This window comes from Micropepsis pineolensis (assembly GCF_055392125.1).
Window position 1 is genome coordinate 3235019 of record NZ_AP042408.1, and the last position, 13464, is coordinate 3248482.

General features: G+C 59.1%; 12 protein-coding genes. 2 read left to right on the forward strand and 10 right to left on the reverse strand.

Translation table 11 applies throughout. The features are described 5' to 3' along the window. Positions 1 to 393 (forward strand): GtrA family protein, encoded by a 393-nt coding sequence (locus ACZ5RI_RS14340; protein WP_464513884.1) that lies wholly within the window; start codon positions 1 to 3, stop codon positions 391 to 393. After that, positions 390 to 1376: a glycosyltransferase family 2 protein gene (locus ACZ5RI_RS14345; protein ID WP_464513885.1), complete on the forward strand. Its 987-nt coding sequence runs from the start codon at positions 390 to 392 to the stop codon at positions 1374 to 1376. Before ACZ5RI_RS14340 ends, ACZ5RI_RS14345 begins: the two co-directional genes overlap by 4 nt. Positions 1377 to 1480: 104 nt before the next feature. Here the strand turns inward: ACZ5RI_RS14345 and ftsZ are convergent, their stop codons facing one another. The 10 genes from ftsZ to mraY all read right to left on the reverse strand — a co-directional run bounded on the left by ftsZ (position 1481) and on the right by mraY (position 13455). Continuing rightward, positions 1481 to 3103: a cell division protein FtsZ gene (ftsZ, locus tag ACZ5RI_RS14350; RefSeq protein WP_464513886.1), complete on the reverse strand. Its 1623-nt coding sequence runs from the start codon at positions 3101 to 3103 to the stop codon at positions 1481 to 1483. 75 nt (positions 3104 to 3178) lie between these two features. Next, positions 3179 to 4474, reverse strand: coding sequence for a cell division protein FtsA (gene ftsA, locus ACZ5RI_RS14355; protein WP_464513887.1), 1296 nt, complete (start codon positions 4472 to 4474; stop codon positions 3179 to 3181). Next, complete coding sequence (locus ACZ5RI_RS14360; RefSeq protein WP_464513888.1) at positions 4474 to 5310, reverse strand: cell division protein FtsQ/DivIB; 837 nt, start codon at positions 5308 to 5310, stop codon at positions 4474 to 4476. The genes ftsA and ACZ5RI_RS14360 overlap by 1 nt, the downstream gene beginning before the upstream one ends. Before the next feature lie 140 nt (positions 5311 to 5450). After that, positions 5451 to 6386, reverse strand: a complete 936-nt coding sequence (locus ACZ5RI_RS14365; protein ID WP_464513889.1) for a D-alanine--D-alanine ligase — start codon at positions 6384 to 6386, stop codon at positions 5451 to 5453. Further along, positions 6383 to 7282 carry a UDP-N-acetylmuramate dehydrogenase gene (gene murB, locus ACZ5RI_RS14370; RefSeq protein WP_464513890.1) on the reverse strand — a complete coding sequence of 300 codons (900 nt, stop codon included), beginning with the start codon at positions 7280 to 7282 and terminating at the stop codon, positions 6383 to 6385. Before murB ends, ACZ5RI_RS14365 begins: the two co-directional genes overlap by 4 nt. Further along, positions 7279 to 8640 (reverse strand): UDP-N-acetylmuramate--L-alanine ligase, encoded by a 1362-nt coding sequence (gene murC / locus ACZ5RI_RS14375; protein ID WP_464515611.1) that lies wholly within the window; start codon positions 8638 to 8640, stop codon positions 7279 to 7281. The genes murB and murC overlap by 4 nt, the downstream gene beginning before the upstream one ends. A gap of 67 nt (positions 8641 to 8707) precedes the next feature. Beyond that, complete coding sequence (gene murG / locus ACZ5RI_RS14380; protein WP_464513891.1) at positions 8708 to 9802, reverse strand: undecaprenyldiphospho-muramoylpentapeptide beta-N-acetylglucosaminyltransferase; 1095 nt, start codon at positions 9800 to 9802, stop codon at positions 8708 to 8710. After that, complete coding sequence (locus ACZ5RI_RS14385; protein ID WP_464513892.1) at positions 9799 to 10944, reverse strand: FtsW/RodA/SpoVE family cell cycle protein; 1146 nt, start codon at positions 10942 to 10944, stop codon at positions 9799 to 9801. The genes murG and ACZ5RI_RS14385 overlap by 4 nt, the downstream gene beginning before the upstream one ends. Then, the gene (murD, locus tag ACZ5RI_RS14390; protein WP_464513893.1) at positions 10941 to 12356 is read right to left on the reverse strand and encodes a UDP-N-acetylmuramoyl-L-alanine--D-glutamate ligase; all 1416 of its coding nucleotides are present in this window, start codon (positions 12354 to 12356) and stop codon (positions 10941 to 10943) included. The genes ACZ5RI_RS14385 and murD overlap by 4 nt, the downstream gene beginning before the upstream one ends. A 7-nt stretch (positions 12357 to 12363) precedes the next feature. Then, positions 12364 to 13455 (reverse strand): phospho-N-acetylmuramoyl-pentapeptide-transferase, encoded by a 1092-nt coding sequence (gene mraY, locus ACZ5RI_RS14395; RefSeq protein ID WP_464513894.1) that lies wholly within the window; start codon positions 13453 to 13455, stop codon positions 12364 to 12366. Positions 13456 to 13464: the final 9 nt, after the last annotated feature.

Here is a 13464-nt window from a genome sequence, read left to right on the forward strand (position 1 = left end):
ATGCAACTATCCAAAATCTTACGATTATGGCGCTACACGTCACTGCGGTTTATCATTGTCGGGGCAATCAACACAGCCTTTGGCTATGGCGTGTATGTTTTGCTTGTTCTGGCTACCATTCCCTACCAGCTCGCCACGATACTGTCGACCATACTGGGCATAATCTTTAACTTCTTCACGACAGGACGTATTGTTTTTAACAATACCGACCTTCGAAAGGTTGTGTCTTTTTTTGCAGCCTACTTTGTTGTGCTCATCATCAATCTGGTACTACTTACCGCGTTGGTCGAAGCGGGTTTTTCAAAGTTTTTTAGCCCGGTAGCGGTGTTACCGGTCTGCGTTCTCGTATCATTCCTGCTCAACAAACACTTTGTATTCAGGCCCAAGCCATGAAAACCATTTCGATTGTGACACCGACCTACAATGAAGAAGATAACGTCGAAGAATGTTATCAGACGATCAAAGCGATCTTTGAGGAAAAACTGCCGCAATACAGACGTGAACATATCTTCTGCGATAACGCCTCATCTGATCGTACCCCTGAGAAGTTGCGCGCATTCGCAGCATCTGACCCGCACGTTAAGGTCATTTTCAACATGCGCAATGTCGGGATCATTCGTTCCGGATATAACGGTATTAAGTCAACATCCGGCGATGCGGTTATCATGTTTATGCCTGCTGATCTGCAGGACCCGCCGGAATTAATTCCGGAAATGGTCTCCTATTGGGAGCGTGGGATCGAAATAGTCTACGGCATTCGCGCCACGCGCAGTGAAAATCTGCCCATGCGGACAGCACGTAAATTATACTACAAGCTGATCAATACATTATCGACGTTCAAAGTCCCTGCGGAGGTTGGTGACTATCAGCTGGTTGACAGGAAAATCATTGATGCCATGTTGCAGATTGATGATTGCTACCCCTTTGCCCGGCTGATGACCTTTGAAATCGGAGGCCGCAGTGTCGGGATTCCGTATCACTGGAAAGCACGCCGCCACGGGGTTTCCAAAAACTCGCTAGCGCAACTGCTGGATCAGGGTCTGAATGGTTTTGTAACCTTCAGTGTCGCACCGGTTCGCATGGCATTATACTGCGGCTTTATTGTCGCGTTCCTGAGCCTGATTTACGCCTTTCTCAATTTTGTCTGTGGGCTGATATTCTATGGGAAAATCGCACAGCAAGGCATTGTCACGCTGATTGTCGCCATGTTCTTCTTTGGTGGTGTCCAGTTGTTCTTTCTCGGCTGGATTGGTGAATATATTCTAGCGATTTATGGCCAGGTTCGTCGCCACCCACTAGTGGTAGAGCGTGAGCGGATCAATTTCGATCCCACTCCAAATACGCCGTCAGTTACGGGTTCTTCAGCAAAGCCCTAACCAACACGGTCTTTTTTCGACATCAAACGAACAATACGGGTATAAAAAACGCCGGGCTTTCGCCCGGCGCTTCTTGCGCGATGGAATGCTTTAATACGGCTTAATCAGTTGGTCTGGCGGCGCAGGAACGCCGGAATTTCAAACTGATCATTCTGCTTATGTTCGGCAAACAGATCGTCGGGCTGTGCAGCGGCCTGCGGAAGCGGGGCTGCATTCTGAACCGGGCGCGGCGGCTCTGCCGGGCGGGCCAAACCCTGCACCGTCGGCGCGGCAGGGCGCAGCACCGGTTCCTGACGAGCCTCAGGTTCCGGCTCGCGCATCTTGCGACGACCAAGGAACCAACCATGACGTTCCGGCTTAGGTGCCGGCGCGGTGGTGCGCATCGGCTGCGCCGCACTCGGCTGAGACATTCCACGCGGCGGCATCATCGGGGCTTCTTCCGGTTCCACCGGCGCCGGTGTCATCACCTGTGGGCGCCTGGGTTCCATCGGCCGCACCTCGGCCCGGGTTTCGACCTGCGGAGCATCGCCAACCAGACGATGGACCATCGGCTCGACCACCGGCGGCGGTGCAACAACATCTTCCATCACGGCCGGCGCCTTGACGTCGGCGCTGCGAGCCAGATCGTCGACCAAACGATGAACAGGATTGACGGCGATCGGGGTTACGGGCGCAGCGGGTCGCGCTTCGGGCTTTGCCTCGAAAGCCCGCTGGCCCGCCTTAAAATGCGGGCGCAGCGGCTCGACATTTTTTGGCATCTGTTGCGCGTCGATGCCAGTGGCGACGACAGAAACGCGAATGCGTCCTTCCATGTCATCGACCATGGTGCTGCCAAAAATTATATTAGCGTCTGGATCAACCTCGGCCCGCACACGGTTAGCGGCCTGTTCGACCTCGAACAGGGTCATATCCGGCCCGCCGGTGATGTTGATCAGCACGCCGCGCGCGCCTTTCATCGACACATCATCGAGCAGCGGATTCGAGATCGCCAGATCGGCGGCCTTCTGGGCGCGGTCATCGCCCTCGGCCTCGCCGGTGCCCATCATCGCCTTACCCATCTCGGTGATGACACTCTTTATATCGGCGAAATCGAGGTTAATCATCCCCGGCATCACGATCAGATCGGTCACGCCACGCACACCGGCATGCAACACATCGTCGGCCATGGCGAAGGCCTGTGCGAAGGTGGTGCGGTCTGATGCGATGCGGAACAGATTCTGATTGGGGATGACGATCAGGGTGTGAACATACTGTTGCAGCTCGGCAATGCCCTTTTCGGCAATGCGCATGCGACGCTCACCCTCAAAGGCGAATGGCTTGGTCACCACACCGACGGTCAGAATATCGGCTTCGCGCACCGCGCGGGCAATTACCGGCGCGGCACCAGTACCGGTGCCACCGCCCATACCGGCAGTGATGAAGACCATATGCGTGCCGGAGAGCTGTTCGAGAATCTCGTTCAGCGACTCCTCAGCCCCGGCGCGGCCCACCTCGGGCTGCGCACCAGCGCCCAACCCCTCGGTCACCTTCGCGCCGAGTTGGATGCGCCTTTCGGCTTTGGACTGTGCCAAGGCCTGGGCATCGGTGTTTGCCACGATGAAGTCCACGCCTTCCAGCTTGGACGTAATCATGTTGTTGACGGCGTTGCCGCCGGCACCGCCCACACCCAGAACAGTGATCCGCGGATGTAACTCCGCCGGTTCGGGAGCTTTAAAGCTGATCGCCATTTTCGTTCTCCATCGCAAGACGCTCGTTCAGTCCAGACACAGCATACCCAAGCGAATCACTACCACTAATTTGAATCATCCAAAGAGGCCTTTGGTCAACCGCGAGAGCATGCTTTTCTGTACGTTTTCTTGAGGTAACACCGGCATTCGCGGATTTATCAGTTCGAAATCGCGTGAAGCACCGGCGAGAATCAATCCGGCCGCACAGGCGTACTCCGGACCTGCCGCATTAATCGGCAAACCAATGTGACTCTGTGGCTTGCCAATACGGACCTGTTTGTTGAGGACCTGTGACGCAAGTTCGCGCACACCGGCCATTTGCGCCGCCCCGCCAGTCAGCACCGCGCGCCGCCCGGCAGCAACATCGAAACCGGCTTCGCGCAGGCGAGCATGCAGTACAGAGAATATCTCTTCCAGTCGCGCCTGAATGATACGGGTCAGCATCGAGCGGGGAACACGCTGGGCATTCTCCTCGCCCTCCTCGCCCATCTGCGGCACGGCAATCAGATCGCCGGGGCCAGCCTCATGCTCGCCCAGCGCCGCACCATAGAGCACTTTGATGCGCTCGGCCGAGGACATCGGGGTCGACAGCATGCGGGCCAGATCGGCACTGACCTGCAAACCACCCATCGGCACCACATCGACATGGGCCAGATAGCCTTCCATGAACACCGCGACCGAGGTCACCCCCCCGCCCATATCAATGACGGTGGCGCCAAGTTTCTTTTCATCGTCCGACAGCACCGACAACGCGCTGGCATAGGCGCCGAACAGCGCCGCCGAGATTCCCATGTGGCAGCCGACGACTGCCAGCTTCAGGTTGGTCAGCGGCGGGGCTTTGACCGCCACGGCCTGCATCGTCACGCCCAGCCGCTGGCACGCCAGCCCGGACGGATCGCGCACGCCGCGTGCATCATCGACGATATAGCCGGTCGGCTCGCTCTGAATGATTTCGTACCCTTCGGCGACACAGCGGCTGCGCCCGGCGTTCAGCAAGGCCCGCAAATGGGCGTCGGCGACCTGTGCGCCGTCAACATTCATCGCCGCATTGGCCGAAACATCAACCGGCCCGCCACAATTAACCGAGACCAGCACATCCTGCACGCGGACATCGGCCATGGTCTCGGCCGCCGTGACGCAATCGCCAACCGCGGTCTCGACCTCGGCCAGATCGACCACCACGCCCTGACGCACACCACGGCTTTCGCGCACGGCATTACCGATAATCTTCAGGCTATCCTGTTCAGCCCGCGCAATCAGACAGGCAACCTTAGACGAGCCGATATCGAGCGCCGTCACCAGCCCGCTGCGATACGGGGCGCGCGCTGCGGTCATCCCCGCCGACATTGCGTTATTTCCGGTCTCACTCATCAGATTGCCCGCCCCTCCTCGTTCGTCTTTGGAGGAACCGCAGTATCGGGTGGATTGGCCACCGCAGTACCCGGCGGCACTTCGGTCTGACGCTGCACCGGGACATTGCCGAAATAGTAGAATGTCGGGCTACGCAAATCGATTTCATTCAAACTCCGGCTCAGGATGTCGTTCGACACGATCAGCCGCTCCAGCTCGTCCAGCTCTTTCTGCCAGCCATATTCGGGCAGCTTGACCGTGACAAAACCGTTCAGCACCAAATTCCAGCGCCGTTCCGACTGGTAATGATAGGCCAGCACCTTGGAGGCGATGGCGGGATGGCGGCGCACAGCTTCAATAAACCCGGCCGCAACCTGCGGGGCCGCCGCACCCCACAGCAAAGGCAGGCGCGAGAATTTTTCGGTATCGCGATTGGTGATGGTGCGGCCCAGCCGGTCGACGACATAGGTACCGCCATAGGTCTGCCAACGGGCATAGGGCACCTTCTCGACCACGGCGACATCGATTTTGCCCGGATAGACCCGGCGCACCGTTGCATCGGCGACCCATGGCAACCCGAGCAGCCGCTCGCGCGCACCATAAAGATCGGCATAAAACACCGGCACGCCAACGGCAAAGCCCAGTGCAGCGCGCACATCGGCATTCGTGGTATGGCCGGTACCGGCAATATCGATGCTACTGATGCCAAACCCCGAGCGTATCAGGGTGGCCGCCACGGCTTCATCGACCGCACGAATGGTCCGCCCGATCACGCCGCTGATCAGAATGATAATTACCAGAGCCACAACAGACAGGATAACCCCCATGAGGAACATGGGGTGACGCAGCGAAAACATGTCCGCCACCGGTGCAAACAGACGTCCCCACAAGCCAGCCGCATCGCTGTGCCGCCCTGCTGAGGATGGAGCCGCACGGCCAGCCCGGCGCGCCGGGGCGCGCGCAGGTTCCCGTCTTGGCTCGATCTGTCGTGCTACCCTCACCTGCCGCAAGAAGCATCCTCCACCAGTTTACGGCACAGCTGCCCATAGCTCATGCCGCAGAACTTCGCCTGTTCGGGCACCAGCGAGCGGGCCGTCATACCCGGCTGATTGTTGACTTCCAGAATGATCAGGCGGGGCGTATCGCCGGTATCGTCATAGCGAAAATCGGTGCGCGACACGCCGCGGCACCCGAGCGCCACATGGGTGGCAATCGCCAGCCGTTTGGCTTCGTCCGCGACGTCGGCCGGGACAGGTGCGGGCAGCGTGTGTTTTGATCCGCCAGCGGAATATTTCGCCTCATAATCATAAAATTCGAGTCCCGTGGTGATTTCGGTCACCGCCAGGGCATAAGGGGCTTCGCCACAATCCATCACCGCCACGGTCAGCTCGCGGCCGGGGACAAACTCCTCGACCATCAGCTTGTCGGTCAGCGCCCAGGACGCATCGGACAGTTCCTTGGGCGGACGATTATCGCCCTTACGCACGATGAAAACACCAACCGACGAGCCTTCGTCCACCGGCTTGACCACATAAGGCGGTTCCAGCAGGTGATGATCGGCAGCTTCGGCGCGGGTGCAGGTGACCGATTTGACCACCGGCAGACCGGCTGCGGCAAAAATATCCTTGGCGCGGGCTTTATTCATCGCCAGTGCCGAAGCCAGCACACCGGAATGGGTGTAGGGAATGTGCAGCATTTCCAAAAGTCCCTGCACACAGCCATCCTCGCCCAGACGACCATGTAGCGCGTTGAACGCCGCGTCAGGTTTTTCGGCCAGCAGACGGGCGACAAAATCCGGTTCTTTCGGATCAAGCTCGACCACATCAAAGCCTTCGCCACGCAGGGCTTCGGCGCAGCCTGCCCCGGAGATCAGACTGATCTCGCGTTCCGAAGAAAAACCGCCCTTTAATACAACTACTTTTTTGACCGTCATGGCTGCCCTACGCGTTTGATTTCCCATTCCAGTTCGATACCGCTGGTGGCCAGAACCCTGGCGCGGACCTCTTCGCCCAAGCCCTCGATATCGGCAGCTGTGGCAGAACCGGTGTTGATCAGAAAGTTACAGTGCATATCCGAAACCATCGCACCACCGCGGGTCAGTCCGCGACAGCCGGCTTCGTCAATCAGTTTCCAGGCACTTTGCGCTGGCGGATTTTTAAACGTCGATCCACCGGTGCGCGATTTGACCGGCTGGGCCGCTTCGCGTTTGGCCATCAGTTCGTCCATACGGGCGTGGATAGCAGCGGGCGCGTCCAGCGTTCCTTCTAGCACAGCCTCCGTAAAAATGGTACCGGCGGCAAGGTTCGACTTGCGATAAACAAAATTCATATCGCCCGCGTTGTAGCAATGGATATTGCCCTCAGCATCAATCGCTGTGGCGGAAACGAAAACATCCTTCAGCTCGCGGCCATGGCAACCGGCATTCATGGTGAGCGCACCGCCGATGGTGCCGGGAATGCCGCGCAGAAATTCAAAACCGGCAACGCCTGCATCAGCGGCCACACGGGCCACGTTGGCATCCAAAGCCATGGCACCCACGATAATCTTTGTGCTCTCCACCCGCACCTGACCGAAAGCCGATGGCAGGCGGATCACCACACCGGGGATGCCACCATCACGGATCAGCATGTTGGAGCCAACGCCCAGCACGAGTACCGGCAGATCGGCAGGCTTATTCTTCAGAAAATCTGCCAGATCGTCCGTATCGGCCGGACGGAACAACATTTGCGCTGGCCCGCCGACGCGGAACCAGACAAGGTGAGATAGCGGCGCGTTTTCGGTATAGCTGCCGCGCACTACAGGTAATTGTGGCAGGGGCGTAAAGCTCATGCCTTGCCCCCCGGATTGCGTTTTTCGAGCGCATCCTGCAGCCGCCCGGTCCAGCCCGAGATCGAACCAGCCCCCAGACAGACAATCGCGCCGCCATCCTGCACAAAGGGGGCAACCGCGTCAGCCATATCAGCCTCGCCTTCAATGGTCAGAACCTTGCGGTGACCGTGGGCACGTAAGGCTTCGGCATAGCTGTGATGGTCGAAACCGGGGATCGGCGCTTCGCCTGCCGGATAAACCGGGGCAATGATCGCGGCATCGGCATCGTTGAGGCAGGTAGCAAACTGCTCGAAAGTATCGCGCAGGCGGCTGAAGCGGTGGGGCTGCACCACGGCGACAATCGGACCAGTATAGGCCTGACGGGCCGCTTTCAGCGCCGCCGCAATCTTGAAGGGGTTATGGCCGTAATCGTCGATGATCGCCGCACCGTGCCAGCTGCCGACCTTGGTAAAGCGGCGCTTGACCCCGGCAAAATGCGCCAGCGCCGAACGGATGACGGCATCAGAAACGCCCAGTTCACGCGCCACAGTGATGGCGGCTAGCGCGTTCTGCACATTATGCTCGCCGGGCATCGGCAGGATCAATCCTTCCAGCGTATCCTGCAGCCCCTGACGACGATCCGTAAAGACTGCATCGAAATGCGACGCGCCTTCGCCAAAACGTAAGTTGATCGCCCGCACGTCGGCCTGTGGCGAGAAGCCATAGGTCCGTACCCGGCGATCAACGATATGGCCAACCATTGCCTGCACGGTGGGATGATCCAGACACATCACGGCAAAACCATAGAACGGCACATTTTCGACAAAGCGGCGGAAGGCCGCGCGCAGATTGTCGTACGAGCCATAGAAGTCGATATGGTCGGGATCGACATTGGTCACCACCGCCACGGTCGACGGCAGACGCAGGAACGTGCCGTCGCTTTCATCCGCTTCGACCACGACCCATTCGCCATCACCTAAGTGGGCATTGGTGCCATAGGCATTGATGATACCGCCATTGACCACGGTGGGATCAAGCTTGCCGGCATCCAGAAGCGCGGCGACCATCGTCGTCGTGGTGGTTTTACCGTTGGTACCCGCCACCGCGACGCAGGATTTAAGCCGCATGATCTCGGCCAGCATTTCGGCGCGGCGTACCAGCGGCAGACCGGCGGCACGGGCGGCATCAAACTCGACATTGCCCGGCTTGATCGCCGAGGAATAGACCGCAACCTGGGCGTCTTTAAGATTATCCGCACTCTGACCAATGGCAATTGCAATGCCCATCTCTTTCAGACGCTTGACGTTGGCATTTTCGACCGCGTCAGAACCCTGCACTTCATAGCCAAGATTGTGCATGATTTCGGCAATACCGCTCATACCAATACCGCCGATACCAATGAAATGGATCGCGCCGATATCGAGCGGAACACGGGTCTGTGCGGGCTTAGTCACGTTTCTTCTCCAAACTTACCACCAGATCGGCCAGAGCCTCGGTGGCGTGCGGCTTGGCCAGGGCGCGGGCGTTTGCGGCGCGGTGGCTCAAGTCGGCGGGATCGGCAAAAATCTGCTGCAAATGATCGGCAAGCTTTTGCGCCGTAAAATCTTTCTGGGCCACGCGCCAACCACCGCCCACCGTCACCAGCGCTTCGGCATTGGGGGTCTGATTGTCGTCGAGGGCATAGGGCAGCGGCACCAAAATAGCGGGGCGGCCAATCGTGGCCAGCTCGCTCACCGTACCGGCACCGGAACGGCCAATGACCAGATGCGCGCGCGCCATCTGAGCAGGCATGTCATCAAAGAACGGTTTCAGCACCGCCGTGATGCCCTGCTTTTCATACGCCGCCTGCACGGCGTCGATATCTTCGGCGCGGCATTGCTGGACCAGATCAAGCCGGGCGCGGAAAGCTTCGGGCAACAGCGCCAGCGCTTCTGGTACCACATCACTAAACACCCGCGCACCCTGACTACCACCGAAAACGGTCAGACGGATTGGACCATCGGTCGTGGGCGGATCATAAAGCGCGGGGCTGATCGCCAGTACCGCCGGACGCAACGGATTGCCGGTATACACCACGCGGCCCATATGCTTGGGCAGAAACCGCACCAGCGGAAAATTCGCCGCGATGATATCGACCCGGTTCATCAACAACCGGTTGGCGCGCCCCAGCAGAGCATCGGGTGATACAATCGCCGTGGGGTAGCCCGCCGCCACCGCCGCCAGCATCACCGGCACCGATGGATAACCACCAAAGCCGATCACCGCTGCGGGGTTCAGCCGCCGGAAATGCCTGGCGCTAGATAAGAACCCAGCCGCAATCTTGAACGGCGCCAACGCCAGCTTGACCAGCGATCGGCCTGATAATGCCGCCGACGGCACGGTGACAATGCGCGCCCCGGCGAGCGCACCGGAAAATTTCTTGCCGCGTGCATCGGTCATCAGCACCACATCGTGGCCGCGGGCTTGCAGCACGCCCGCCAGTGCCTCAGCCGGGAAAAGATGGCCCCCGGTACCGCCAGCGGTGAGGACATACACACTCATGCCTTGGCCCCTTCCCAGTTGGCGGACTTTTCCTGCAGCATGAGCTGCGGGCGGTTACGGGTCAGCCCGAGAGCAAAACCCATGGTGATCGAAATCGCAAACAGCGACGAGCCACCATAGGAAATGAACGGCAATGTCATCCCCTTGGACGGCAACAAACTGACCGCCACCCCCATATTGATAAAGGCCTGCAGCGCCATCACCATGGCAAGCCCGGCCCCGGCCAGTTGTACGAACGGCTCGCGCGCGGTGGCCGAACGCAGCATCAGCCTTACAGCCAGCACGCAGAACAGCGCCGCGATAATGGCGCAGAGGATAAAACCAAATTCCTCGCCCGCCACGGCGAAGATGTAATCAGAATGGGCTTCGGGCAGACGATATTTGACTGTACCCGCCCCCGGCCCGGTACCCAGAAAACCACCGTGGGCAAAGGCGCGCAGCGACAGCCCGGCCTGATAGCCCGCCTCGGACGGATCCAGAAACTGCTCGATCCGGTGATGAACATGGTCGAACACCAGATAGGCAATGCCGACCAGAGCGGCGGTCACCGCCCCGATCACCCAGATCCATTTGGTGGACAGACCGGCGAAAAACAAAAGTGCCGCCCACAAGGCCACCAACAGGAAGGTCTGACCGACATCCGGTTGCAGCACCAACACCAGCACCGCAGGCAACAATACCGCCAGACTGACGGCGGGGCGTGAGTAATTCTGCGTCAGCGGCGAGGTCAGCAACCCCGCCGTCAGCACGGCAAAACCTGGCTTGATGAATTCAGACGGCTGCAATGCCAGCGGCCCGAAATCGAGCCAGCGGCGTGCACCATGGACCTCGGTTCCCAGAAACAGCACCGCCAACGAGCCAAGCAAACCAATGCCAAACACCACAATGGCAAGCGAGCCAATCTGCGATGGCTGCAGCGAGGAAATGCCGATCAGAATGGCAATCGCCAAACCAGCAAAGGCAATCTGTTTGAAAGCAAATACAAAGGTGCCTGCCGACATCGGACCGCCATAAACTGTGGGGCTGGCCGCTACTGCCAGCATCAAGCCAATCGCCATCAGCCCCAAAATCAGGAAGAAGCTGATGCGGTCGACGGTCCACCACCATTCCGACAAAGGTCCACGACTTGCCCGACTGATCATGACGCCACCTTATAGGATGCAGCGATGAAACGGGCGGCCAGTGTCCGAAACGCCTCGCCCCGGTCTTCATAATCGCGGAATTGATCGAACGAGGCACAGGCCGGTGACAACAGCACCACCGGATGGGCAGAGCCGGAAACCGCAGCCGCTTCACAGGCCGCAGCCAGCGCCGCCTCGAGCGTACCACTGATGACATGATCGACATCATCGCCCAGCGTGGCAGCAAAACTTTCCGCCGCCTCACCGATCAGGAAAGCTTTACGGATACGCGGGAACAAGGGTGCCAGCGCCGCGATACCATCGGATTTGGGCCGACCACCGGCGATCCAGAACACATCTTCGAAACAGGCCAGCGCTTTGGCGGCCGCATCTGCATTAGTCGCCTTGGAATCGTTGACCAGGCGAATGGGGCCCAGCCGGCCGACATCTTCAATGCGGTGTTTAAGGCCGGGAAAGTCGGCAATAGCGGCGGCGGCCATGCGGCTGCTTTTGACAAAGCCCCGGGTGGCAGCAAAGGCCAGTGACGCGTTCTGCCAGTTATGGCTGCCGGGCAAATGGGCGGCATTCAAAAGATCCATGATCTTGGCGGTGTGGCTCGACTGAGCCTCGTACATCTCGCCCGACAGCACAAAGATGCCACGGCTTAAGATCTTGCCCGAGGAAACCGGAATTGCCCGCCCCCCCGCCGCAACCACGGCGGTGAAAATAGCGGCGGAATAGCTGTCGTCGACCCCGATAACGCGCAGGCAGTCGGTTGCGGCCTGTTTTAAAAGACGCGCCTTGATGGCGGCATAGTTTTCCAGCGTACCATGACGGTCGATATGATCGGGGGTGATATTGCACAGCACGGCAACATCGGATTTGAGGCTGGGGGCCAGATCAATCTGGAAGGATGACAGCTCCAGCACATAAACGCATTTGCCCGCCGGACCGGCCAGATCCAGCACCGGGGTGCCGATATTGCCGCCGATGATGGCCTGATACCCGCAAGCATTCAGAATATGGCCAATCAGCGCCGTGGTGGTCGATTTACCATTGGTGCCGGTGACTGCAATGACCGGGGCGCGACCGGCTTCTTCGGCATTGGGGCGAATTTCACGGGCGAACAATTCGACATCGCCAATCACCTCAACGCCAGCCTCGTGCGCCTTGAGCACGACCTCATGCGGTGCAGGGTGGGTCAGCGGCACGCCGGGACTAAGGACCAGACTATTTAAATCCTCCCACGGCCATTCCTGCCACGGACGGATCTCGAAGCCCAGTTCATTGGCTGCTGCGCGGGCATCCTGACGATCATCCCACACCACTACGGTGGCACCGCCCAGACGCAAGGCTTTGGCCGCGGACAGCCCGGAACGGGCCAGTCCGAAGACGGCGCAATATTTGCCTTGTGCGGAACGGAGCGGGATCATCCTTGCCTCAGCGCAGTTTCAGGGTGGAAAGCCCGACCAGGGCCAGGATCACCGCAATGATCCAGAAGCGAATGACGACGGTCGGTTCTTTCCAGCCGAGCTGTTCAAAATGATGGTGGATTGGCGCCATCTTGAAAACACGCTTACCGGTAAGCTTGAACGACACAACCTGCACAATGACCGAAACGGTTTCAAGCACGAACAGACCGCCGACAATGGCCAGCACGATCTCGTGCTTGACCGCCACGGCAACCGCACCCAGTGCGCCGCCCAGCGGCAGCGAACCGGTATCGCCCATGAACACCGAAGCCGGTGGTGCATTGTACCACAGGAAACCAAGCCCGGCACCGATTAACGCGGCCAGGAACACCGCCAGCTCACCGGAATTGCGGATATACTCCAGTTGCAGATAGGTTGAGAATTTTTCATTACCGACCAGATACGCGATCAGCACAAAGGTAGCCGACGCAATGATCACCGGCATGATCGCCAAACCATCCAGCCCGTCGGTGAAATTCACCGCATTGGCCGAACCGGCAATCACCACCGCGCCAATGGCCAGATAAAAGAAGCCGAAAGGCAACAGGATCTGCTTAAAGAACGGAATCGCCAGCGTGTTGCGATACATCGGGTCTTCGACCTGAACGATCAGATAGGTGGCAATCGCGGCAATAGCAAACTCGATCACCAGCCGCGCTTCGCCGCTGAGGCCCGCAGTCGAATGCTTGGTCACCTTCTGATAATCGTCGGCAAAGCCCAGCAGGCCATAGGCCACCGTCACCCCGATCACGATCCAAACATAGGCGTTGGAAAGGTCAGCCCACAGCAAGGTGGCGACCAAACCGGGGATCAGGATCAGCAACCCGCCCATGGTCGGCGTGCCTTTTTTCTCGATGATGTGGCGCTTGGGGCCATCCTCGCGGATCGGCTGGCCCATGCCCTGTTTCTTTTTTAACCACGGGATCAGGCGTGGGCCGAGCCAGAAGGCGAAGAACAAGGCCGTCAGCACGGCACCGCCGGAACGGAAGGTCAGATATTTGAACAAGCGCAGGAACGCGTATTGGTCCGCATGCGGTAAATAGAACAGGAAATGGAACATCTTTTACCT